This window comes from Streptomyces sp. SLBN-8D4, from assembly GCF_049739545.1.
Taxonomy (GTDB): Bacteria; Actinomycetota; Actinomycetes; order Streptomycetales; family Streptomycetaceae; genus Streptomyces; species Streptomyces canus_C.
Window position 1 is genome coordinate 3,890,706 of record NZ_JBMGQC010000001.1, and the last position, 23,741, is coordinate 3,914,446.

Here is a 23,741-nt window from a genome sequence, read left to right on the forward strand (position 1 = left end):
GCCGGGGGCGGGGGCCGGGGTCAGTCGGTGGCCGGGGGGTGCTCGGCGGTGGCCGGGGGGTGCTCGGCGGGCTCCTCCAGCGGTGTGGACGCCTCCTTCAGCGCCGCCCAGCGGATCTCGCGAAGTGCCTCCTCGTACCAGGACGTCGACGAGTGCACCGGCTCCGCCGAGGGCGCGGGGGGCAGACAGTCGTACGGCTCGAAGGCGTCGTCCTGGTCGCAGGCGGCGCCCTGGTCGGCGGCTCCACCCCGGTCATGGGCGGCGACGTCCTGCGGGGCGGGTGTTTCCACCGGCCCGGCCTCGGGCTCCACCGCCTTCTTCCGCCGGTGGAACAAGGCGCGCGCCGAGGACAGCCGCACCCGCAGCCCGCCCCTGGTCCGGCCCCGCCAAGCCCGTACCGCCAGCGCCACGGGCACGCCCACCGCCGTGATCCATCCGACCACCGCCGCGCCGACCTGCCACCACACCGGCCCGAACCGGGCCAGCACACCCACCCCGAGCGGTCCGCCGGCGAGCGCCGCCAGTACGGCGACCGCACCCGCGCACAGCACCGCCGCCCACACCACCGCGCCCGCCGTCCGGCCCCGCGGCCATCCCGCGTCCGCGGCCCGTCCCACGAACCACCCCGCCACCGCCCCGGCCAGCACCGGCACCGCCCCCGCCGCCCAGTGCACCGGCCCGCCGGGTCCGGCCTCGGGCACCGCCGCCAGCAGCGGAAACGGCGGCAGCAGCGGCGCGGGATCCGACGACAGCGGTCCCACGACATGCCCCGCCCCCAGGACGAACCCGGGTCCGGCGGCGTACCCCACCGCCCACACCGCCGCGTTCGGCACCAGCGTCAGACACAGCAGCAGGACGGCGAACCGTCCCGACCATCCCTCCGTCAGCTGGAGGAACGACCCCCGCGTCGCACCGCCGTGCGCCACCAGCGACACCGCGAGCAGCACCGCCCCGCCCCCGAGGAGCACGCAGAGCCCGGCCCCCGCGGCTCGTGCCGCCGCGGACAGCCGTGCGCGTGCCTCCGCGCCGAGGACGAAGCGCCGCATCCCGGCGGGCAGCAGCACGAGAACGTCGTCCAGGGCCTCGGCGGGACGGCCGTACGCCGTCCACACCCCCGCGCCGGCCGCGACCATGACGACGACCGGCGGGCCCGCACAGGTCCAGGTCCACGAGGGCCGCAGCGCCCCGCCGGACGCGCACAGCGCGACGCCGGTGCCGACCGCGAGGTACCCGAGCACGACCCCCGTCCAGGCCGTCCGCCCGGACGCCTGCGGCGGCTCCTCGTCGCCGGACGCCACGTCCCGCGCCGCCCGGTGCACCAGCCACAACGGCAGCGCGAGCAGCAGCAGCGGGGTGACGCCGACGGGGGCCGGAACACCGGAGAGCGTGTCCGTCCGGACCAGTTCGGCCCCGTGCGCGAGCAGCCAGAGCACCACGGCCACGTGCAGCGCGCCGCCCGGACCGCTGTCGGGGTACGGCGAACTGATCCACAGCACGATCACGAGCACGCCGAACGAACCGAGCCCCAGCCCGGCGGCCACCGCACCGCCCAGGAGGCTCGCGGCCAGGCCGGGCGTCCGGTCGCGCAACCGGGTGAGCAGGGGCGACAACGAGGTGCGGCGAGCGGTCATCTGGATCACGCCCGCCATGCTCCCAACGACACGCGCTTTCTCGTCGCAACAGGCGAACCCCCGATGTGTCGCCCAATATATGACTATGTACTTTTTCGCACGAAGGGGCGCCCTGTGACGCGGGATCAGGTCGCACAAGGTGCCGGCGCGACCGGCGAGCTGACGGCCGCTCAGCAGGAGCACGAGGAGCTCCCGGCCGCCCCCCTGACACCGGCTCAGGCCTTCGACGCGTTGTACACGTTCTGCGCGGCCGCCCTCGTCCGGCAGACCTACCTGCTCACCGGTCGCCGCGAACTCGCCCGCGAGTCGGTCGAACGGGCCTTCCAACTCGCCTGGCAGCGCTGGCCCGAGGTGGCCGTGGACCGGGATCCGCCGGGCTGGGTCCGGATCGTGGCGTACGAGTACGCCCTGTCGCCCTGGCACCGCCTGCGCCCCCGCCACCGCAACCCCGACCCACCCGTCGCCGATCCGCCCGACCGCGCGCTGATGGCCGTACTCCTGGAACTCCCACCACCACAGCGGCGCACGCTCCTGCTCTACGACGGTGTGGGGCTCGACCTTCCGGAGACGGCGGCGGAGACGGAGGCGAGCACCCCGGCGACGGCGTACCGCTTGATGAACGCGCGCGCGGCGATCGCGGCTCGGCTGCCCGACCTGGTGGACCCGTCCGACCTGCACGAGCGCCTGGCCCTGCTGGCCTCCACACAGCGGTTGCGGGCCGCGCAGCCGCCCGCGGTGCGCACCAGGAGCGAGCGCCGGGCACGCTTCTGGACCCGGGCGGCGATCGCGTTCACGGTGGCGCTGATCGGCACGACGGCACTGACGCTGCGGACGGCTCCGACGCACTACGAGCCACCGGTGCCTCCGGGGGCGGAGGTTCAGGGGGTGCCGCCGCGGGTGGGGCGGGGTGCGTTGTCGGAGGCGGAGGAGGGTCTGCGGGAGAAGCTGCGGGAATCGGCGACGAACGGACCGGAGAGGCTGGTACCGCTTGGTCGTTGACTGCAGACCGGTGGAGGCTGGTCGCGCAGCCGCCCGACAACCCGCCCCGGCACCCCGTAACGCGTCGGTGGGCCCGCCCCAACCCACGGAGCGAGCCCACCGACGTTCAGTCAACCACCTGTTCAGCCGGCGAGGATCTCCCGCGCCAGCTTCGCCGTCTCGGTCGGCGTCTTGCCGACCTTGACACCGGCGGCCTCGAGGGCCTCCTTCTTCGCGGCGGCCGTGCCGGAGGAGCCGGAGACGATGGCGCCGGCGTGGCCCATGGTCTTGCCCTCGGGCGCGGTGAAGCCCGCGACGTAGCCGACGACCGGCTTGGTCACGTTCTCCTTGATGAACGCGGCCGCGCGCTCCTCGGCGTCGCCGCCGATCTCACCGATCATCACGATCAGGTCGGTGTCGGGGTCGGCCTCGAACGCGGCGAGCGCGTCGATGTGCGTGGTGCCGATGATCGGGTCGCCACCGATGCCGACGGCGGACGAGAAGCCGATGTCACGGAGCTCGTACATCATCTGGTACGTCAGCGTGCCGGACTTCGAGACCAGGCCGATGCGGCCCGGCTTGGTGATGTCGCCCGGGATGATGCCGGCGTTCGACTGGCCCGGGGTGATGAGACCGGGGCAGTTCGGGCCGATGATCCGGGTCTTGTTGCCCTGGGACACGGCGTACGCGTAGAACGCGGCCGAGTCGTGGACCGCGATGCCCTCGGTGATGACGACCGCGAGCGGGATCTCGGCGTCGATGGCCTCGACGACGGCGGCCTTGGCGAAGGCCGGCGGTACGAAGAGGACGGACACGTTGGCGCCCGTCTTCTCGATCGCCTCGGCGACGGTGCCGAAGACCGGGATCTCGGTGCCGTCGATGTCGACGGAGGTGCCCGCCTTACGGGGGTTCACGCCACCGACGATGTTGGTGCCGTCCGCCAGCATGAGCTTGGTGTGCTTCATGCCCGTGGCACCGGTCATGCCCTGGACGATGACCTTGCTGTCCTTGTTGAGGAAGATAGCCATGGCTGTGTCTGTCCCTCTTCCTTACTTCGCAGCCGCGAGCTCGGCGGCCTTGTCGGCCGCGCCGTCCATGGTGTCCACGCGCTGGACCAGCGGGTGGTTGGCGTCGGAGAGGATCTTGCGACCCAGCTCGGCGTTGTTGCCGTCGAGGCGGACGACGAGGGGCTTGGTGACTTCCTCGCCCCTGTCCGCGAGCAGCTGCAGCGCCTGCACGATGCCGTTGGCGACCTCGTCGCACGCGGTGATGCCGCCGAAGACGTTGACGAAGACGGACTTGACGTCCGGGTCGCCGAGGATGATCTCCAGGCCGTTCGCCATGACGGCGGCGGAGGCGCCGCCGCCGATGTCGAGGAAGTTGGCGGGCTTGACGCCACCGTGCGCCTCACCGGCGTACGCGACGACGTCCAGGGTGCTCATGACGAGACCCGCGCCGTTGCCGATGATGCCGACCTCGCCGTCGAGCTTGACGTAGTTGAGGTTCTTCTCCTTGGCGGCGGCCTCCAGCGGGTTGGCCGCGTCCTTGTCCTGGAGGGCCTCGTGTCCCGGCTGACGGAACTCGGCGTTCTCGTCGAGGGAGACCTTGCCGTCCAGGGCGATGACGTCACCGGAGGCGACCTTGGCCAGCGGGTTGACCTCGACGAGGAGGGCGTCCTCCTCGATGAAGGTCTTCCACAGGGTGACCAGGACGTTCTCGACCTTGTCGGCGACCTCGGCCGGGAAGTTCGCGGCCTCGACGATCTGGCGCGCGACCTCGGGGGTCACACCCACGTTGGCGTCGATCGGCGTCTTGGCGACGGCCTCGGGGCGGGTCTCCGCCACCTCCTCGATCTCCATGCCGCCCTCGACGGACGCGATGGAGAGGAAGGTGCGGTTGGCCCGGTCCAGGAGGAAGGAGACGTAGTACTCCTCCACGATCTCCGGAGCCGTCTCGGCGATCATCACCTTGTGGACCGTGTGGCCCTTGATGTCCATGCCGAGGATGTTGGTCGCGTGCTCGACCGCCTCGTCGGCGGAGGCGGCGAGCTTGACGCCACCGGCCTTGCCACGGCCGCCGACCTTCACCTGAGCCTTGACGACGGACTTGCCACCGAGGCGCTCGGTGGCTGCGCGGGCCGCCTCAGGCGTGTCGATGACTTCACCGGCCAGCACCGGTACATCGTGCTTGGCGAAGAGGTCCCTCGCCTGGTACTCGAACAGGTCCACGCGCTTCCGTCCCTATCAGTGATCTCGCGGTTCGTTGTCTGCGTGGGCGTGCCGCGAGGGCAACGTGACGTCCGACCGCTGTCTGTCACAAGGGAGGCGCACACGGTGTCCGAGCGCGCGGCATGTCCGTCTCGCAGGTTATCGCTGCTTGCCGGGGGCCCCTAAATCGAGGGTCACACCTGAGCGGTGATACCTGTCACATGATGCCTCGCTCACTGGCACGGCGTGCCGTGTGTGAGGTCGTGGGGAGGCTTCCACGGGGGCATGGGGAGGGCCTCACCGGGGTGGGGTCGTCCCGGTGAGGCCCCTTGTACAGCCCCTTCTTCCATGTTCTTCAAGGGGCCTGGGCGGTAGATCCCCACCCCAATGGGGACCTCTTCGCCCTGTCCGTGAGGTTCCGGCAGGACAGACCGACGGCTTTCGGCCGTCCGGGGCCCGTCACCTCACGAAGTCGATGGGTGGGAGGTGGTCAGGCGCGGTACGGGAGATCCTGCGCGTAGCCCGGGGTGACGGACTCCGCCACGCCCTGCACGCCGGTGACGGCGTGCCCGGTGAGCGGTCCCGCGGTGTCCTGGACGGTCCCGGTCAGGTCGCCGGCGAAGGGGCCGACCTGGCCCACGACCGGGGCGGCCTCGCCGACGACGCCGTGTGCGAAGGGTGTGACGTCGCCCGTCACGCGGTACGCGAGCGTCGTGGCGCTGTCGGCGACCGGCTCGACCGTCCGGTTGACGGTGTCCACGACGGGCCGGACGGCCCCGGTGACACCGTGCGCGAAGGCCGGGACCTCGCCCGTGACGCCGTACGCCAGCTGTGTCGCGTGGCCCGCCACCCCGTACGCGAGGGGCGGGACGTTCCCGATGACTCCGGCCGCGAAGGGCCGGAGGTCCCGCGTGACGCCGTACGCCAGCGTGCTCGCGTCCGCGACGGCCTGCCCGGCCACCGGCACCACGCCGTGCACGGCGGTGTTCACGACCGGGGGCAGCACCGCGTCGGTGGTGTCCTGGGCGACCTGTCCGACGAGACCGTTGGCGTAGGGCGGCACGTCGGCGACGACACCGTCGGCCACCGGGAGCACACCGGCGACCGTGCCGTTGGCGTACGCGGCCACGCCGTCCTGGATGCCGCCGACCCCGGCGACCGCTCCGCCGACCACGGGCCGCACGCCCTCGACGACGCCGCCCACGACCGGGGACACGTCCCCGACGACGCCGTACGCCAGCGCGGTCGCCGCGCCGACGGTGTGCCCGGCCGTCTGGGCGACCGCACTCACGGTCCCTCCGGCGACCGGCGTCACGCCGGCCACCGCGCCGGTGGCGACCGGGGGCACTCCGCCCACGGTCCGCCCGACGGCGGGCGCGACCCCTTCTGCGACCGGCACGACCCCGTCCACCGCATACGTGGCGACCGGCACCACGCCGTCCACGGTGGCCGTCACGACGGGCGGCACGACGACGGCGACCGTCTGGTCCACGACGGGCGTCACGGCGCCGGGGACGTCGGCGATCCGGGCCTGCGCCGCGGTGAACGTGGCCTGCGCCGCGTCGGCCGTGCCCGTGGCGGTGCGACCCGCGCCCGCGAGGGTGTGCTGCTTCTTCGTCCGTACGACGCCGTCGACGCCCTGCGCCTGGGCACGCGCCGCCGTCTGGATGCCCTGGAGCTTCGTCTGCGCGCCCGCCAGGGCCCGCTCCACCTCGGGGGCGAAGGCGGAGAGGGGGCCGAAGAGGTAGTCGACGCCGTGCTGGGGGGTGGGGGCGGTGGGTGTGCCGGGCGTGGTGGGTACGGCGACCTCGGATGCCTTGGCGGCGGCTGCCTGAGCGGCGTGGGCCTTCGCCTCGGCCTGCGCGGCCCGGGCCGCCTTCGCACCCTGGATGGCCGCGGCGCCCTTCACCTTGGACACCTGCGGGGTGACGGTGGTCCTGGTGTCCGGGTGACGGTGGGTCGTGGGACCGGTGGTGCCGGCGGCCGCGTTCCCCGCGGTGCCGGTGGTGTTGGTGAGGTCGGCGACGGTGGTGGTGACGCCGGAGACGACACCTTCGACCGTGCCGTCGACGGTGTCGGTGACCGTGCCGAGGGTGCCTGTGACGGTGGTGGTCGTGCCGGAAGCGGCGTCGGACCCGGCGTCGGACGCCGTGTCCGTCGCGGCGAGGGAGGTGGCCGGGAGCTCGTCCGCGCTGGCTGCGGCGGAGCCGAGCGCCCACGCGCCGGTGACACCGGCGGCTATGACGAGGGAACGGCGGATGTTCTTGTTCATGAGTGCGTCAGATCCCTGGATCTTTGGGGAGCCTGGAAAGGCATGGGGACATCCGGAGCCACAGGGCTCCAGGGGGATCCGTCCGGAGATCAGAGAAGTTCTGGGGGTGTCCGAACGGCCGGGGCAGACCTGTTCCGCCCCCGCGCGGCAAGTCGGCGGGGGGAGGTCTGCCCTAGCCGGGGAAGACGGGGATGTCCCTGTGCCTGTCCCGGGTCCCGGCCGCGTCGACGCTCGCGGCGGCACCGGGCACGAGCCGCAGGGGCGCCCGGTGGTCGAGGGTGACGGCATGCGCGTCGCTGTGTCGCGACGAGCCGTTGTCCACTGCCGACTTGCCGCCCAGGGCACCGCCCGGGCTGTCGGAGGGCGCCTGGTGCGAGGGCACGTGGGCGGTGGAGGTGCCGCGGTGGGCGGAGCCACGCGCGACGACCTCGGTCACGGTGCCGTGACCGGCGAACCGCGGCCCGAACCCGGCACCGCCGTCCGCGGAGCCCTCGTCACCGGCCGGCTTCCGCGCCGCGTGATCACCCGGCTGGGGCTGCGGCGCCGAGGTGACCGGCGCGGGCTCGGGCAAGGTCTGACCCGGGGTTCCGGGCAGGCCCGGCACCGTGGGCGCACCCGGCACCGTCGGCAGGGTCGGCCACGACGGGGTCTCCGGGAGCGACGGCAACGTCGGCCAGCCCGGTTGCGTGGGCTGCGCCGGTATCCCGACCGTCTCGGTCAACCCGGTGGTCACCGTCTCGACCAGATCTCCGACCGGCTGCACGACACCGGTGACCACGGCCCCGACGACGTCCTCGGTCACCGGACGGAGCACCTTGTCGCCGACCGGGTGGGTGGGAGCGTCCGTGCCGGGTTCGGTGCCGGGTTCTGTGTGGGGCTCGGTGTCGGGCTCGGAGGCAGTCGGCCCGGGGACAACCGGCCGGGGAGAACTGCCCTTTGCCGCGCCCGTGGGGGTGGCCGTCGGGGTGGCCGTCGGCTCGGTCGGGGGGTCCACCGGCTGACCGACCGTCGTCCCCGGCAACGCCCCGATGCCGTCCGCCGCGTACGCCTGCTCCCCGCAGAGGAAGCCGAGCACGAACAACCCGCCCACCAGCAGACCCACGTGCAGCGCTCGCCGCCCGACCACGGCGCGCAGCTTGCGCACCATGACACCGGGAAAGGCTGCTGACCAGGTCAAGAGGGGTCGGGTCCTTCCGTGCGACGGAACGAAGCGAAACGAAACCGGAGTGAAACGGAACAGATGCGAAAGGGAAACGGAGGGGAAGAGTGAAGACTCTGGAGAAACCGATCCTTGCACGGGGTGCCCGAGGTCGCGCAAGTCCCCTGTTACCGATGCGTAGTCATGTCCGTTTTGCTGGGCTGATCCGCAGGTCACCGGGTCGACAAATCACCAGGGGGCGGCCCTGGTTCACACCGGGTCCGGTATCGGAAGCGGACGCTTCTCGATGGCCGCCGCCATCACCTCGGGGAACAGGTCGGGAGTGCAGGCGAAGGCCGGTGCGCCCAGTGCGGCGAGCGCGGCCGCGTGCTCCCGGTCGTAAGCGGGCGCGCCCTCGTCCGACAGCGCGAGCAGCGTCACGAACTGCACCCCGGACGCTTTCATCGCCGCGACCCGCTTGAGCATCTCGTGGCGTATACCGCCCTCGTAGAGGTCGCTGATCAGCACCATCACCGTCTCCGCGGGCCGGGTGATCTGCGACTGGCAGTACGCCAGCGCCCGGTTGATGTCCGTGCCACCGCCGAGCTGCGTGCCGAAGAGCACGTCCACCGGGTCGTCGAGCTGGTCGGTGAGGTCGACCACCGCCGTGTCGAAGACGACGAGCCGCGTGTCGATCGACCGCATGGACGCCAGCACCGCCCCGAACACGGACGCGTAGACGACGGAAGCCGCCATCGACCCCGACTGGTCGATGCAGAGGACGACCTCCTTCTTGACCGACCGGGAGGCCCGGCCGTAGCCGACGAGCCGCTCCGGCACGATCGTCCGGTACTCCGGCAGGTAGTGCTTGAGGTTGGCCGAGATCGTGCGGTTCCAGTCGATGTCGTGGTGGCGCGGCCTGTTGATCCGGGCACTGCGGTCGAGGGCACCGGTGAGCGTGGCACGCGTGCGGGTGGCGAGCCGCTTCTCCAGGTCCTCGACGACCTTGCGCACGACGGCACGTGCCGTCTCCTTCGTCGTCTCCGGCATCGCCTTGTTGAGGGAGAGCAGCGTGCCGACCAGGTGTACGTCGGCCTCGACCGCCTCCAGCATCTCCGGTTCGAGCAGCAGGGCGGACAGCCCGAGCCGGTCGATGGCGTCCCGCTGCATGACCTGGACGACGGAGGAGGGGAAGTACGTCCGGATGTCCCCCAGCCACCGCGCCACGGACGGAGCCGAGGCCCCGAGCCCCGCCGAACGCTCCCTCCCCGCCTGCCCCTTCCCGTCTCCCCTGCCGTAGAGCGCGGTCAAGGCCCCGTCCATCGCGGCGTCCCGCCCACTGAGCGCGCACCCGGTGCCATCGGCCGCCTCCCCACCCAGCACAAGCCGCCACCGCCGCAGCCGCTCGTCGGCCGGGGCAGCACCGGAAGCGATCGCCTGGACCTCCGCTGGGGGTGTCCCCGGCGTCCCCGGTGTCGTCACGTCGTTCGGCTCGGTCGTCATGCCCGTACCCCCGTCCGGAACCGGTCCCAGAGCGGAACCACGGCCACGCTCGTCACCGAGCCGTGCTTCGTCCCGGATTCCGCCCTGTTCCCGGGTGCGTCCCCGCGCCCGTCCCCGGCGGCGGCAGTCCCGTCGGCCCCGCCGCTCGGTGTCCGCGATACCTCGGTCGTCATCCCGCCACCCCCGCAAGGTCGTTGTCGTCGGCGTGCGCCACGTCGTCGTCGTGGTCGTCGTCCAGGCCGAGCAGCAGCCGCACCACCGGCAGCACCGCGTCTGCCCGGTCGCTGTCGAGGCCGGCCCCGAAGCCCGGTATCCCGGAAACGGCTCCCACCGCGCTCCCCCGCTGTCCCGGGCCCCGCCGGACCAGTTCGCCCAGGGTCCGGCGCACTCCCGGCTCGTACGCCGAGAACGTGCGCCGCAGCAGCGGCAGCACATCGGTGAACGCCTCCGCCGACACCCCGGTCAGCCAGGCGTCGACCAGCCCGAGCAGCCGCTCGTCGTGCACGAGGAGCATCCCGCCGCCGGACCCGCCCCCGACGAAGCCCTCGATCCACGCGGCCGCGTCTGCCGGCTCCGTCCCCGGCGACAGGACGAGTCCCATGAGCCGCGCCGCCTCGTCCTGCGCCAACTCCCCGTCGTCCAGCAGCAGTCGCACAGCCCGTCCCCGAATGACACCGGGCACGCTGTCGCGCAGGGACAACACCTTGAGCACGGCCTGCCAACGGCCGCGAAGGCCACGGTGAGCCTGAGCGGGCGCGTCATCCCCGGCGCCCCGGCCCGGGGCGGCCACCTCGACCAGCAGCCCCACCGCCCCGTGCACCGCGTCCACATGACTCCGCATCTCCGCCGCCGCCTCCGCGTCGAGCGCGGCACAGGCCGGCGGCAGACCGACGAAGACCCGCTCGGCGAGGCCCGCCGCGACCTCCGTCAGGGCGCCGGTGTCGGTACCGCGCACATCGCCGTAGCGCAGGGACCGGACGAGGGCCGGCAGGGCCTGGGCGAGATGGCCGACGTCCGAGTCCAGCGCGGCGCGGTCGGCGAGGATCTGCATCACCGTGGGCAGGGCGTCCGGGAGTTCGGCCAGCAGACAACGCTCCGCGAGGGCGGTGACGTCCGCGAGCCCGGACGCGGAGACGGCGTCCGACTCCGCCTTGGCCGTGGCGGCGGCGAGCACGGTCGTGCCCCACACCCCCGCCTCGGCGACCCGCACCGACAGCTCCGGCTCCCACCGCAGTCGCCACGTCTCCCGGAACGTGCCCGTGCTCCCCCGCGAGGCCGCCGGCTCACCCCACGCCACGCCCAGGAGCCGCAGCCGGTGCAGCAGCCTGCTGCGCTCCGCGTCGTTCTCCTTGCGCAGGTCCAGCTCCAACTCCCGCTCCAGCGCCTCCGGTTTGAGCCGCAACCGCCGCTGGCTTCGGTCGAGGTCCCGCTGCAGCGGCACCGCCGGCGCCGTCTGCGGCAGCTCCCCCAGGACGTCCCCGACCACCAGCCGGTCGTGCACCAGCGCCAACGGCACGTCCGAGCCCTCGCACATCACCGCCCGCACCGTGTCGGTCGTCTCGCTCAGGCCCGGCAGGGGGCGGCCGCGCATCGCCGCGAGCGTCTCGGCCAGCCGTACGGCCTCGATGACGTGCGCCGAGGACACGATCCGGTCCTCGTCCCGCAGCAGCCCGGCCACCTTGGTCAGCCACCGCTCGACGGGCCGGTCCGGCGCGCCGAACAGGTGCCCGTACCAGCCGGGCGAGTCGATCCCGGCGCCGTAGCCGCTGCGCCGGGAGAGCCTGCGGTGCGTCCACGGCACCCAGGTCATGTCCGCCTTGGTCTTGGGGAGCCCCTTCAGCAACGCCTTGTCGGCGGCGACCGTGCTCCTCCGCCGCAGCGCGGGCACGTGCCACGCTCCGCACACCACGGCCACGTCGTCCCCGAACTCCCGCTGCGCCGCCCGCACCTGGAGCCGCATGTACGCCTCCCGCACGAGGTCCCGGTCGTGGCCGCCGGTTCCGTACGTCTCCCGCAGCACCTCCATCGCCTCTTCCAGCACGGTGAACGGCTCGAACACGTCCCCCTGCCCCGCGCTGCGGTGCTCGACGACGTCCTCCCACCACCGCTCGGGATCGTCGTATCCGGCGGCCTCGGCAAGCACCCCGAGGGGATCGACACGGACGGCGTCGTGAACGGCGGCCCCGTCGCCCGGAGCGGTGTCCCCGTCGGCGGACTCCTCCGTCCCGTCCGTGCCCCGACCGCCCGGGGCCTCGGACCCGCTCGTCGCCGGCACCTCGGCGGCGGGTTCGTCCGGTCGGTCCGCCGGCCCCTCGCCCGCCTCGTCTCTGCCCCACGCCAAGGTGTGGGTGGCCGGCAGGTCGATGAAACGGGCCGGGACCTCGTGTTCCAGCGCCCAGCGGATCGCCACCCACTCCGGGGAGAACTCGGCCAGCGGCCAGAACGCCGAGCGGCCGGGCTCGTCCACGGCATGGGCGAGGAGCGCCACCGGCGGCCGCATGTCCTCCTCGGCGGCCAGCGGGATCAACGCGTCGGCCTCCGGCGGTCCCTCGATCAGCACGACCCGGGGCCGGGCCGCGTCCAACGCCGCGCGCACGGCCCGCGCCGACCCGGGCCCGTGATGGCGCACGCCGAGCAGCAACGGCCCGGACCCGGACTTCCGGCTCCCCTGAACGCCGACGCCGACCGCACCCTCACCGTCGTGAACGCTCGCGACGACCGCTCCCCCGTCCCCGGACGCACCGCCCCGAACCGCTCCCCCATCCCCGGACGCACCACCCCGAACCGCTCCCCCATCCCCGGACGCACCACCCCGAACCGCTCCCCCATCCCCCGGCCCCGTCACACCGGTCGCCCCCTCGCCCCCGGCCCCTGTGGAACCGCTCGCCGCTCCGCTCTCGCCCTCACCCACGCCCGTCACGCCGACCCCCTCCCCTCCGTGGCCACTTGGAGTCGTCCCGGCCGCCCCACCCGGTCCCGTTGCCGCCGCCCCGCTCCACACCAGTCACGACCGTCCCCTTGTCTCCGCCGTCTCCGCACCCTTGAACGGCCCTCCTCGAAACCACCCGCGAGTGCCCCGGGCCGTCGTTCACGCACTCACCTCCCGGCAGGCCCGGTAGAAGTCCTTCCAGCCGTCGCGCTCGCGAACGACCGCCTCCAGGTACTCCTGCCAGACGACCCGGTCGGCCGCCGGATCGCGGACGACGGCGCCGAGGATGCCCGCGGCGACGTCTCCCGCCCGCAGGACGCCGTCGCCGAAGTGGGCGGCGAGGGCGAGACCGCCGGTGACGACGGAGATGGCCTCGGCCGTCGACAGCGTGCCGCTGGGTGACTTGAGCTTCGTACGGCCGTCGGACGTCACCCCGTCGCGCAGCTCCCGGAAGACCGTCACGACACGGCGGATCTCGGCGATGCCGTCGGGCGCGGCCGGCAGGTCGAGGGAGCGGCCGATCTGGTCGACGCGGCGCGAGACGATGTCGACCTCGGCCTCGACGCTCTCCGGCAGCGGCAGCACGACCGTGTTGAAACGGCGGCGCAGGGCGCTGGAGAGGTCGTTGACCCCGCGATCGCGGTCGTTGGCCGTGGCGATGAGGTTGAAGCCGCGGACCGCCTGCACCTCCGAGCCCAGCTCCGGTATCGGCAGCGTCTTCTCGGACAGGATCGTGATCAGCGTGTCCTGCACGTCGGCCGGGATACGGGTCAGCTCCTCCACCCGCGCCGTCATCCCCTCCGCCATGGCCCGCATCACCGGGCTGGGCACGAGGGCGTCGCGGCTCGGGCCGTTGGCGAGCAGTTGCGCGTAGTTCCAGCCGTACCGGATCGCCTCCTCCGGTGTGCCGGCCGTGCCCTGCACGAGCAGCGTCGAGTCTCCGCTGACCGCCGCGGCCAGGTGCTCGGAGACCCAGGTCTTCGCGGTGCCGGGCACGCCAAGGAGAAGCAGGGCGCGGTCGGTGGCGAGGGTGGTGACGGCGACCTCGACGAGGCGCCGCGGGCCCACGTACTTCGGGGTGATCACCGTGCCGTCCGGCAGGGTGCCGCCGAGGAGGTACGTCGCCACCGCCCACGGCGACAGCTTCCAGCGGGCCGGGCGCGGCCGGTCGTCCTGCGCGGCCAGCGCGGCGAGCTCACCGGCGAAGGCTTCCTCGGCATGCGGCCGCAACGCCTCGGCCGGTTCTCCCCGCTTCGGTTCCACGGTCGTCGGTTCAACGGACACAGACATGGCTGAGGCCCCCTCCAGCTCGGCCGGTTCGGATCTGTCACCAACCGTGCACCACGCCACTGACAATGCGATCCGACCTGCGCAAACGCGCTCACGGGGCCGCAGCGGCGGTCGGTCCGGGGCCGATTGTCAGTGGGGGGATCTACCGTCGAAGACATGACTCAGCAGGGGGTGCGCTGGACGGCGGATCAGGTGCTGGCACTGGCTCCTGACGCCGCTTCACGCAAAGCGGGAAGCAAACTCGGCGCGGCCGGGCCGTGGTCCGAGGCGGGCAGTTCCGACGAGGGGACGGTGTGGGGGCTGTGCAAGGGCAGTGGCAGCAAGCCGTATCAGACGGTCATCGACATCGCGGACGTCGCAGGTCCGGCGTACAAGTGCAGTTGCCCGAGCCGCAAGTTCCCGTGCAAGCACGCGCTCGGGCTGCTGCTGCTCTGGGCCGGTGGGGAGGGTGCGGTGCCGCCGGGACCGGCGCCGGACTGGGCGGAGCAGTGGCTAGAGGGGAGGCGGCAGCGGGCGCAGGAGAAGCGGGCGACGGACGCGGCCGGTGCCGCCTCAGGGGCCGGTGATCCGGAGGCGGCCCGGCGCAGGGCGGAGCGCCGGGCCGTGCGGATCACGGCGGGCGCGACGGAGCTGGAGCAGCGGCTGGCGGATCTGCTGCGCGGTGGTCTGGCGGGAGCGGAGCAGGCGGGATACGGCATGTGGGAGGAGACGGCCGCGCGCATGGTCGACGCACAGGCGCCGGGACTGGCGTCCCGGGTGCGGGAGTTGGGGTCGATCCCGTCGTCCGGTCCGGGCTGGCCGGTGCGGCTGCTGGAGGAGTGCGCGCTCATCCATCTCCTCGACCAGGGCTGGCTGCGCCGCGAGCGGCTGCCGGACGGCCTCGCGTCGACGGTCCGCTCCCGGATCGGCCTGCCCGCCTCGGCGGACGGCCCCGCCATACGGGACCGCTGGCTGGTCCTCGCCCAGTACGACACGGTGGACTCCCGTCTGACGACCCGCCGGATCTGGCTGCACGGCACGGACTCGGGCCGCACGGCACTGCTCCTTTCCTACGGCGCGGCCGGCCGCGCCCCCGAACTGGCGCTGCCGGTGGGTCTTGAGCTGGAGGCGGAGGTGTCCCCCTATCCCGGTAACGGTCAGCTGCGGGCGGCGCTCGGCGAGCGGTTCGCACCGCCCGCGCCGTCGGTGGCCCGCCCGCCGGGGGTGACGACGGAGCAGGCGGCCGCTCGCTACGGCGAGGCACTGCGCGACGACCCGTGGCTGGACTCCGTCCCCGTGACCCTGGACCGGGTGATACCGGCCCCGGACGGGGACTCCTGGCAACTGGCCGACGCGGAGGGCGACTCGGCCCTGCCGCTCAGCGCCTCCGCCCGCTCCCGTCCGGGCCTGTGGCGCCTGGTCGCGCTCTCGGGCGGGGCCCCGGTGAAGGTCTTCGGCGAGTGCGGCCACCGCGGCTTCACCCCGCTGACGGCGTGGCCGGAGGGCGCGGGCGAGGCGGTGCGACTGTGCTGAACGGAATCGACTCAGCACCCGACCGGACGGAAAGGAACCGCATGGACAGGACCTCCGCGAGGGACACGACCTCCGCGCCGGACGCCTGGGAGGAGCTCGTCACCTCGGCCCTGCTCGGCACCGCGCGCCGCACGCCACCCGGCATCGAGTCCGGTCCCGAGGCGCCGGTGGCGTTGCTGGACGCGGCGGCCGTGGAGACGGTACGGCGGCGGGCCGGGCTACGGCCCGCGCGCGCCGTGCAGCGGCCGCAGCCGGCGCCCGAGGACCCGCGCCCCGAGCTGCCCGCGGCAGCGGCGCGCCGGCTCGCGATGCTGCTCGCCGACCGGCCGGGCACGGGCGGCGGCCGCAGGGGTACCGCACCGGATCTGATGGAACTGCTCCCGCAGTGGCTCGCGGCGGCGAACACCCACGGTTACGCGGCGCCCCCGCAGCTGCTGCCCGCGCTGCTGGACGCGGCCCGGGGGCGTACGGATCTGCGGCCGGCGGCGCTCGCGTTCGCGGGCTCGCGGGCCACCTGGCTCGCCCGGCTGAACCCGGACTGGCGGTTCGCCCTGCGGGCGACACCCGGTGGCGGCGCCGCGCTGCCGCAGGACACCGCGGGAGTCCGACTGCTGTGGGAGGAGGGCCTGTTCGCCGAGCGAGTCGCGCTCCTGGCGGCGATACGGGCCCGGGATCCCGCCGCCGCACGTGAACTGCTCGCGACGACCTGGGCGACCGAGCGGGCCGAGGACCGGCTGATGTTCCTCGACTCGCTGCGCACGGGGCTGGGGCCGGACGACGAGCCGTTCCTGGAGCAGGCACTGGCCGACCGGAGCCGCAACGTACGGGCGACGGCCGCGGAGTTGCTGTCCGCACTGCCGGATTCGGCGCTGGCGGCACGGATGGCGGTCAGGGCCGGGGCGTGCGTGGCCGTCGACCACACGCGGGACACGCCGACGATCGTCGTCGAGGCGCCGCACGAGTGCGACTCGGGCATGGAGCGCGACGGCGTCGTACCGAAGGCGCCCTCCGGCCGGGGGGAACGATCCTGGTGGTTCGGGCAACTGGTGGAGGCCGCGCCGCTGGGCGGGTGGCCGGGGCGGCTCGGCGGGCGGACGCCCGCGGAGATCCTGGCGCTGCCGGTGGCGGACGACTGGCGGAACGACCTGCACGCGGCATGGTGCCGGGCCGCCGTACGGCAGCAGGACGCCGGATGGGCGCGGGCGCTGCTCGGGACGCCCGCGGCACCGGAGGCCGGGGGGCCGGGGGCGGTGTCGCTGGCGGAGCGGGCCAAGCTGCTGGCCACGCTGGGCTCCGCCGAACGGGCCGAGTGGGTCGCCGGGTTCATCGCGACACATGGGTTGTCCGAGGCGTTCCAGCTGCTGGGGGTGTGCGGGGTGCCGTGGGCCGCGCCGCTCGGGCGGGCGGCGGTCGACGCGCTCAACATCGCTCGGGACGCGGGGAGTTATCCGTGGAGCTTCAGTGGGGTGATGGGGCTGGCGGAGCGGTGTCTCGATCCGGCCGAGGCGGGGCGGCTGGAGGGGCTGATGGCGGTGCCGGACGAAGGGGAGGACGCGAGTCCCGGGGCGGGGGGTTACTGGGCCGAGGCGTTCCAGCGGCTGGTGACGACCTTGCGGTTGCGGGCGGCGATGGCGGAGGAGCTGGAGGGCACGTAGACGTTCGCCGCAGGGGGAGGAAAATCTGCCGCGCCACGAGAGCCGGTGCGCTCCCGCCGCCCCGACCGGCCCGCCCCCGGGATCCGGCAAGCGGGTCCTACGCGCCAGCCGGTTGCCGTACGTTCTCCCGGACCCAGTCCACGATCGACTGAGTCGTCGCCCCCGGCGTGAAGATCTCGGCGACCCCCTTCTCCTTCAGCGGAGGGATGTCCGCCTCCGGGATGATCCCGCCGCCGAACACCAGGATGTCCTCGGCTTCCCGCTCCTTGAGCAGGTCGATCACCGCGGCGAACAAGGTGTTGTGGGCGCCGGAGAGGATGGAGAGTCCGATCGCGTCGGCGTCCTCCTGGATCGCCGTGTCGACGATCTGCTCGGGAGTCTGGTGGAGGCCGGTGTAGATGACCTCCATCCCCGCGTCGCGCAGGGCCCTCGCGATCACCTTGGCTCCGCGATCATGGCCGTCGAGCCCCGGCTTGGCCACCACTACGCGGATCGGACCGGCTGACACACCCATCACTGCCTCCATGAAGCGACTGCGTCCATTCCTACCGACTAGTACCGCACAGGCCGGGAATGTGAACGAACGCTATCGCCACCATCTCGCACGATGCAGTTTCCAGTGGTGACCGAGGGGGAAATCTCATGGTGGGACACGTTCGGGAGCCGCAACGAGGTCGCCGCACCGCCGCGCCGCAGGCCGCGCGTCACGGTGGCGCGGCGCGCCGGCGACGGCACGAAGGGCACGCAGGACGGGTAAGGCACGACAGCGGGGAGCCTCGTCGCCACACCGACAGGGCGACTCCTCACGTCACCGGCGCAACACCAGCACCACAAGCACCACCGGCACCACCGATACGGCCGGCACAGCAACCGGTACCGTCGGCGTCGCCCGCACCACCGGTTCCGTCAGCTCCGCCGACCGCATCGGCGGTCCCGGAACCGAGCGCCGACCGCCGCACCCACCCTCCATGCCCCTCTCGCGCCACGCCGGTGTCGACGACGACCTTCGCCGCGACTGCCCATGAGCGCACACGGGGGACGGAGCAGTCCTCCCGTGTGCCGACAGGAGGTCGGCCATGAAGGTCACCAGGGCGGCGCTGCCCTTTCTTCCGCTCTGCCAGCGACTGCTTCCCGCCAGGCTGGCGGGAGTCTCCCTGGCCCTCCTGAAGGCGACCGCGCTCGAGATCGCGATCCTCGCGGGACATCTCCTGCTCTACCCGTCCGGCATCACCCAGGAGCGCCGCTCCCCCCTGCCCCCGCTCCCCTCACCGGAGAACGGCGCCGCGCAACTGCCGACGGAGGCCAAGCCCCCGGTCGTCCTGCTGCACGGCTTCATCGACAACCGTTCGGTCTTCGTGCTCCTGCGCCGCAGCCTCGCCCAGCACGGCAGGCAGCAGATCGAATCGCTCAACTACTCCCCGCTGACCTGCGACATCCGCGCCGCGGCGGAGCTGCTCGGCCGGCACATAGAGGGGATCTGCGAGCGCACGGGCAGCGAGCGGGTCGACGTGGTCGGGCACAGCCTCGGGGGTCTGATCGCGCGGTACTACGTGCAGCGACTGGGCGGTGACTCCCGGGTCCGCACGCTGGTGACGCTCGGCACCCCGCACTCCGGCACCCGGGTGGCGCCCCTGGCGAACGCGCACCCGATCGTGCGCCAGATGCGCCCCGGCTCGGAGGTGCTCGAAGAGCTCACTCAGCCGGCCCCGGGCTGCCGTACGCACTTCGTCAGCTTCTGGAGCGACCTCGACCATGTGATGGACCCGATGGAGGCCGCCTGCATCGACCATGAGGACCTGATGGCACAGAACGTCCGGGTGAGCGGGATCGGACATCTCGCCCTGCCCGTGCACCCCGCGGTCGCGACCGGCATACGGCAGGTGCTCGACACCGCGCGGCCCGGGGAGGAGACGGCCGACCGCGCGAGCGGACTGACCGTGGCGTAACGGTCGTATCGACCGCCGGACGCGGGCCGCCCCCAGCTCGCCCCACAGGCCTGCGACAGCCCGCCGACAGGCACCGGACCCCGGATCGACATCGAACAATCTTCGAACACAGAGCCAAAGTCCCGCCCGCAGTCCCCCGAAAGACAGCCGAATGCCCGTTTCCTGCGCGCCTAAAACCAGTTGAAGATTGTCGCGCCCGCATACCGCCGGGTACAGTCGCCGCACTGCTCTGGCAGCCCCTGTTGTCGAGGCGAAAGAGAAGTTGGTGAACGACCGTCACCCGTCGGGGACCATGACCACCCCGGCTCCGGCCTCCGACGCCGACTCGTCGCACTACGCGTCGTACGGCACCCAGGAAGCCCAGTACGGCGACTTCACCCCGTACGGCGGCTACGACGCCACTGGTTTCGACGCCACGGGAGCGACCTGCGCGCAGGCCACCGGCACCTTCGCGGCCGACCCGCTCTTCGGCGACATGCCGGTCGACGCCACGGGTTCGTACGACGCCTCGACGTGGACCACGGGCGGTCACCAGACCCTGAACTACGACATGTACGCGGCCCAGCACCACGCCGCCTACGACACCGGCGCGTACGACGCCAGCCAGTGGGGCGCCGAGCAGCAGCTCGCCGCGATCCCGCCGCAGGCCGGCAGCCCCGAGCACAGCGGCCAGTGGGACGCGAGCTCCTGGCACCAGGCGGACCGGTCCGCGGGCCAGGCCGACCAGACCCAGCATTGGGAATGGGGCACGCAGACCTTCGACACCGGGGCTTACGACGCCACGCAGTGGAACTCCGACGGCACGGCGGCCGAGCCGCAGCCGACGGCCGCCTTCGAGCAGGCCGGGTACGACGAGACACACACCTACGACGAGACACACGCGTACGGCGAGGCGAATCCTTACGGCGGCACCTACGCCGAACACACCTCGCACGACGACGAGCCGAGCGCCACCACGGATGCCACCGCCACCGGCGAGATGCCCGCGGTGCACGACGCCGACGCCCCGCTCCTGGACGACCAGGAAGAGACCGCTCCGACCACGGCCCCCGCCCCGGGCTCCCGTGTCGCCGCGCGCAACGCCAACCGCTCCCGCCGCCGTATGCCCGCCAAGCGCTCCGCGCTGCTGACGATCGCCGTGCCCTCGGCGTGCGTCATGGGTGTCGCCGGGATCGCCGCCGCCTCGGTCGGCACGCTGACCGGCGACGACCAGGACACCGCGACAACCCTCGCGGACACCGCCGTCCAGCCGGCCGTCGCCAACAACAAGCTGGACACCCAGCTCGAGAGCCTTGCGGCCGGTGCCGACGACTTCGCCGACCGGGCCAGCCGTACGCAGGAACGCATCGACCTCAAGGCCCAGCAGGTGGCCGAGAAGAGGAAGGCGGCGGAGGAGGCGGCCCGCAAGGAGCGGCTGCGCCCGAAGTTCGCGCTTCCGGTCGCACAGCGGGGACTCAGCGCCTACTTCGGCCAGGCCGGCGTCAACTGGATGTCCGTCCACACCGGCATCGACTTCCCGGTGTCGTACGGCACGACGGTGATGGCCGTGACCGACGGCACCGTGCGGACGCAGTGGAACAGCGCGTACGGCAACATGATGGTCGTGACGGCGAAGGACGGCACGGAGACGTGGTACTGCCACCTCTCCAGCTACCGCGTCGCCTCCGGTACCACGGTCAAGGCCGGCACCCCGATCGCCTACTCCGGCAACTCCGGCAACTCGACCGGCCCCCACCTGCACCTTGAGGTGCACCCGGCGGGCGGTTCGGCCATAGACCCGCTGCCGTGGCTGCGCAGCCACGGGCTGGACCCGACGTAACCCCTCGGGCCCAGCCCCCTCGGAGCTACAGCTTCTCCACCGGCGCGTACCGCAGCAGCAGCCGCTTCGGCTTCGCTTCCCCGAAGTCGATCGTCGCCTCGGCGTTCGCGCCGGTGCCCTTCACCCCGACCACCGTGCCCAGACCGAACTGGTCGTGGGTGACCCGGTCGCCGACGGCCAGGGACACCACCGGCTTATCCGCGCTCCTGCGCGTCGCGAAGCCGGACGCGCCCGACGCCGAGGAGCGGGACCGCGACGAGGACAGCGACGCGGCGACCCCCGAGACCGGCCCCGCCGGAGCACCGACCGCCCCCGTGCGCTTCCAGTCGACGTGCTGCGCCGGGATCTCCTCCAGGAAGCGGGAGGGCGGGTTGTACGACGGCTGCCCCCACGCGCTGCGCAGGGAGGACCGGGTCAGATACAGCCGCTCACGCGCGCGCGTGATGCCGACGTACGCCAGCCGCCGCTCCTCCTCCAGCTCCTTGGCCTGGCCGAGGGCGCGCATGTGCGGGAAGACGCCGTCCTCCATGCCGGTGAGGAAGACGACCGGGAACTCCAGGCCCTTGGCGGTGTGCAGGGTCATCAGGGTGATGACCCCGGAGCCGTCCTCGTCCTCGTCGGGGATCTGGTCGGAGTCGGCCACGAGCGCGACCCGCTCCAGGAAGTCGGAGAGCGAGCCGGACGCCTCGTCCTCGCCGGACTCCTGCTCGAACTCCAGGGCCACGGCGGCGAGTTCCTGGAGGTTCTCGATGCGGGTCTCGTCCTGCGGGTCGGTGGAGGCCTGCAACTCGGCGAGATAGCCGGTGCGTTCGAGGACGGCTTCCACGACGGTCGCCGGGCCCGCGCCGGACTCGACGATCGTGCGGAGCTCCTCCATCAGGACGTTGAACCGCTTCACGGCGTTGGTGGAGCGCGCGGCCATGCCGTACGCCTCGTCGACGCGCTTGAGTGCCTGCGGGAAGCTGATCTTCTCGCGCTGGGACAGGGCGTCGATCATCGCCTCGGCGCGGTCGCCGATGCCCCGCTTGGGGACGTTCAGGATGCGCCGCAGGGGCACGGAGTCCTCGGGGTTGGCGAGGACGCGCAGGTAGGCCAGGACGTCCCGGACCTCCTTGCGCTCGTAGAAGCGGACGCCGCCGACGACCTTGTAGGGCAGGCCGACGCGGATGAAGACCTCTTCGAAGACACGGGACTGTGCGTTGGTGCGGTAGAAGACGGCGACATCGCCGGCCTTCGCGTCGCCCGCGTCCGTGAGGCGGTCTATCTCGTCGGCGACGAACTGCGCCTCGTCGTGCTCGGTGTCGGCGACATAGCCGATGATGCGCGCGCCCGCGCCCGCGTTGGTCCACAGGTTCTTGGGGCGCCGGGACTCGTTGCGCTCGATGACGGCGTTGGCGGCGGTGAGGATCGTCTGGGTGGAGCGGTAGTTCTGCTCCAGGAGGATCGTCGTCGCGTCCGGGTAGTCCTCCTCGAACTGGAGGATGTTGCGGATGGTCGCGCCGCGGAAGGCGTAGATCGACTGGTCGGCGTCACCGACGACACAGAGCTCGGCGGGCGGCAGGTCGTGCTCGCTCGGCGGTACGTCCACGGGGTGCTCGGAGGTCCCGACCAGCTCCCTGACCAGGGCGTACTGCGCGTGGTTGGTGTCCTGGTACTCGTCGACGAGGACATGCCTGAAGCGGCGGCGGTAGTGCTCGGAGACATCGGGGAACGCCCGGAGCAGGTTGACCGTCGTCATGATCAGGTCGTCGAAGTCGAGGGCGTTCGCCTCGCGCAGGCGCGACTGGTACATGGCGTAGGCCTGGGCGAGGGTCTTCTCGAAGCCGTCCGTGGCCTGGGCGGCGAAGTCCTCCTCGTCGATCAGCTCGTTCTTCAGGTTGCTGATCTTGGCGCTGAAGGACTTCGGCGGGTACCGCTTGGGGTCGAGGTCCAGGTCGCGGCAGACCAGCGCCATGAGGCGCTTGGAGTCGGCGGCGTCGTAGATCGAGAAGGAGGAGGTGAACCCGAGCCTCTTCGACTCCCTGCGCAGGATCCGCACGCACGCGCTGTGGAAGGTCATCACCCACATCGCGTTCGCGCGCGGGCCGACGAGCTGCTCGACGCGCTCCTTCATCTCGCCCGCGGCCTTGTTGGTGAAGGTGATCGCGAGGATCTGGCCCGGGTGGACATTGCGCTCGCCGAGGAGGTGGGCGATGCGGTGGGTGAGCACCCGGGTCTTGCCGGAGCCGGCACCGGCCACGATGAGCAGCGGGGTGCCGGAGTGCACGACGGCCGCGCGCTGGTTCTCGTTCAGCCCCTCCAGGAGGGCGGCCGGGTCCACCACCGGGCGCGGGGCGCCGTCGCGGTAGTAGGCGTCCCGGTCCGGGGGCACGTCGAACTTCCCGCCGAACAGGTCGTCCGGAACCTGCTCCGGTACGTGCTCGTCCTCGGGCGGCGGCGGTTCTTCCCCGTGGGCCCGAGGGGCCTGGAGGTCCGCCAGGAAGCTGTCGTCAAAGAGGCTGCTCATCGCTCTCCGAGTCTAGGGTGCCCCACTGACACACCGCCGCCGCCCTGAGAACATCCACCGGTATCAGCGGCCGATGATCTTCCGGACCTGCCCTCCGGCGCCCCCGGCCGCTGTCCGCGACCGACCGGGCCGAGACGCGGGTCCGGCCGCCGCAGGGCCGACGGCGACGCCCGCCGGGAACGGCACCCGCAGGTTGGTGCGCTCGCCCCGCGAGACCTTGGTCACCACGGCACGGCCGCCCCGCTCCGCCTTACCCGTTACCCGTCACCCCCGAAGGAAACAGACCCAAATCATCACAGAACACCCCAGGTTGGTCATGCGAGGCGGCCCCTGGGGACGAAGGTCACGAAAATGT

General features: G+C 72.7%; 15 protein-coding genes. 5 read left to right on the plus strand and 10 right to left on the minus strand.

Annotated features, from left to right (window positions below; translation table 11 throughout):
* Nucleotides 1-20: 20 nt before the first annotated feature.
* Nucleotides 21-1,649 carry a DUF6350 family protein gene (locus tag RKD20_RS17330; RefSeq protein WP_424878523.1) on the minus strand — a complete coding sequence of 543 codons (1,629 nt, stop codon included), beginning with the start codon at nucleotides 1,647-1,649 and terminating at the stop codon, nucleotides 21-23.
* Between the two features lie 96 nt (nucleotides 1,650-1,745).
* Between RKD20_RS17330 and RKD20_RS17335 the strand changes: the two genes are divergently transcribed.
* Nucleotides 1,746-2,630, plus strand: coding sequence for an RNA polymerase sigma factor (locus RKD20_RS17335; protein ID WP_424878524.1), 885 nt, complete (start codon nucleotides 1,746-1,748; stop codon nucleotides 2,628-2,630).
* A 122-nt stretch (nucleotides 2,631-2,752) separates the two neighbouring features.
* On the opposite strand, the gene sucD is transcribed toward RKD20_RS17335, so the two are convergent.
* The 7 genes from sucD to RKD20_RS17370 all read right to left on the minus strand — a co-directional run bounded on the left by sucD (nucleotide 2,753) and on the right by RKD20_RS17370 (nucleotide 13,948).
* A complete protein-coding gene (gene sucD / locus RKD20_RS17340; RefSeq protein ID WP_020118635.1) occupies nucleotides 2,753-3,637 on the minus strand; it encodes a succinate--CoA ligase subunit alpha in 885 nt (294 codons plus the stop codon).
* A gap of 21 nt (nucleotides 3,638-3,658) precedes the next feature.
* On the minus strand, nucleotides 3,659-4,837 hold the full coding sequence (sucC, locus tag RKD20_RS17345; protein WP_424878525.1) for an ADP-forming succinate--CoA ligase subunit beta: 1,179 nt from the start codon (nucleotides 4,835-4,837) through the stop codon (nucleotides 3,659-3,661).
* 469 nt (nucleotides 4,838-5,306) lie between these two features.
* On the minus strand, nucleotides 5,307-7,088 hold the full coding sequence (locus RKD20_RS17350; RefSeq protein WP_424878526.1) for a hypothetical protein: 1,782 nt from the start codon (nucleotides 7,086-7,088) through the stop codon (nucleotides 5,307-5,309).
* Nucleotides 7,089-7,260: 172 nt separating this feature from the next.
* Complete coding sequence (locus tag RKD20_RS17355; protein WP_424878527.1) at nucleotides 7,261-8,265, minus strand: hypothetical protein; 1,005 nt, start codon at nucleotides 8,263-8,265, stop codon at nucleotides 7,261-7,263.
* 231 nt (nucleotides 8,266-8,496) lie between these two features.
* Nucleotides 8,497-9,729 carry a VWA domain-containing protein gene (locus RKD20_RS17360; protein WP_424878528.1) on the minus strand — a complete coding sequence of 411 codons (1,233 nt, stop codon included), beginning with the start codon at nucleotides 9,727-9,729 and terminating at the stop codon, nucleotides 8,497-8,499.
* Between the two features lie 169 nt (nucleotides 9,730-9,898).
* Nucleotides 9,899-12,370, minus strand: a complete 2,472-nt coding sequence (locus tag RKD20_RS17365) for a DUF5682 family protein (RefSeq protein WP_424878529.1) — start codon at nucleotides 12,368-12,370, stop codon at nucleotides 9,899-9,901.
* 447 nt (nucleotides 12,371-12,817) lie between these two features.
* Entirely contained in the window at nucleotides 12,818-13,948 is a 1,131-nt protein-coding gene (locus RKD20_RS17370) for an ATP-binding protein (RefSeq protein WP_359422911.1), read from the minus strand.
* A gap of 156 nt (nucleotides 13,949-14,104) precedes the next feature.
* On the opposite strand from RKD20_RS17370, the gene RKD20_RS17375 reads away from it, so the two are divergent.
* Both RKD20_RS17375 and RKD20_RS17380 read left to right on the plus strand, forming a co-directional pair.
* Nucleotides 14,105-15,460, plus strand: coding sequence for an SWIM zinc finger family protein (locus tag RKD20_RS17375; protein WP_424878530.1), 1,356 nt, complete (start codon nucleotides 14,105-14,107; stop codon nucleotides 15,458-15,460).
* A 41-nt stretch (nucleotides 15,461-15,501) separates the two neighbouring features.
* Nucleotides 15,502-17,115 carry a DUF5691 domain-containing protein gene (locus RKD20_RS17380; protein ID WP_424878531.1) on the plus strand — a complete coding sequence of 538 codons (1,614 nt, stop codon included), beginning with the start codon at nucleotides 15,502-15,504 and terminating at the stop codon, nucleotides 17,113-17,115.
* A gap of 97 nt (nucleotides 17,116-17,212) precedes the next feature.
* Here RKD20_RS17380 and RKD20_RS17385 read toward each other — a convergent pair whose 3' ends face one another.
* Entirely contained in the window at nucleotides 17,213-17,629 is a 417-nt protein-coding gene (locus RKD20_RS17385; protein WP_424878532.1) for a cobalamin B12-binding domain-containing protein, read from the minus strand.
* 562 nt (nucleotides 17,630-18,191) lie between these two features.
* Between RKD20_RS17385 and RKD20_RS17390 the strand changes: the two genes are divergently transcribed.
* Nucleotides 18,192-19,061, plus strand: a complete 870-nt coding sequence (locus tag RKD20_RS17390) for an esterase/lipase family protein (RefSeq protein ID WP_424878533.1) — start codon at nucleotides 18,192-18,194, stop codon at nucleotides 19,059-19,061.
* A gap of 292 nt (nucleotides 19,062-19,353) precedes the next feature.
* Nucleotides 19,354-20,880, plus strand: a complete 1,527-nt coding sequence (locus tag RKD20_RS17395) for a M23 family metallopeptidase (protein ID WP_424883245.1) — start codon at nucleotides 19,354-19,356, stop codon at nucleotides 20,878-20,880.
* Nucleotides 20,881-20,905: 25 nt separating this feature from the next.
* Here the strand turns inward: RKD20_RS17395 and pcrA are convergent, their stop codons facing one another.
* Complete coding sequence (gene pcrA / locus RKD20_RS17400; RefSeq protein WP_424878534.1) at nucleotides 20,906-23,386, minus strand: DNA helicase PcrA; 2,481 nt, start codon at nucleotides 23,384-23,386, stop codon at nucleotides 20,906-20,908.
* Nucleotides 23,387-23,741 lie beyond the last annotated feature (355 nt).

Coding starts and splice junctions, on each gene's coding strand:
- RKD20_RS17390 (WP_424878533.1), top strand. CDS start 18,192: ATGAAGGTCACCAGGGCGGCGCTGCCCTTTCTTCCGCTCTGCCAGCGA.
- RKD20_RS17370 (WP_359422911.1), bottom strand. CDS start 13,948: ATGTCTGTGTCCGTTGAACCGACGACCGTGGAACCGAAGCGGGGAGAA.
- RKD20_RS17395 (WP_424883245.1), top strand. CDS start 19,354: ATGACCACCCCGGCTCCGGCCTCCGACGCCGACTCGTCGCACTACGCG.
- RKD20_RS17385 (WP_424878532.1), bottom strand. CDS start 17,629: ATGGGTGTGTCAGCCGGTCCGATCCGCGTAGTGGTGGCCAAGCCGGGG.
- RKD20_RS17380 (WP_424878531.1), top strand. CDS start 15,502: ATGGACAGGACCTCCGCGAGGGACACGACCTCCGCGCCGGACGCCTGG.
- pcrA (WP_424878534.1), bottom strand. CDS start 23,386: ATGAGCAGCCTCTTTGACGACAGCTTCCTGGCGGACCTCCAGGCCCCT.
- RKD20_RS17360 (WP_424878528.1), bottom strand. CDS start 9,729: ATGACGACCGAGCCGAACGACGTGACGACACCGGGGACGCCGGGGACA.
- RKD20_RS17350 (WP_424878526.1), bottom strand. CDS start 7,088: ATGAACAAGAACATCCGCCGTTCCCTCGTCATAGCCGCCGGTGTCACC.
- sucD (WP_020118635.1), bottom strand. CDS start 3,637: ATGGCTATCTTCCTCAACAAGGACAGCAAGGTCATCGTCCAGGGCATG.
- RKD20_RS17330 (WP_424878523.1), bottom strand. CDS start 1,649: ATGGCGGGCGTGATCCAGATGACCGCTCGCCGCACCTCGTTGTCGCCC.
- RKD20_RS17375 (WP_424878530.1), top strand. CDS start 14,105: ATGACTCAGCAGGGGGTGCGCTGGACGGCGGATCAGGTGCTGGCACTG.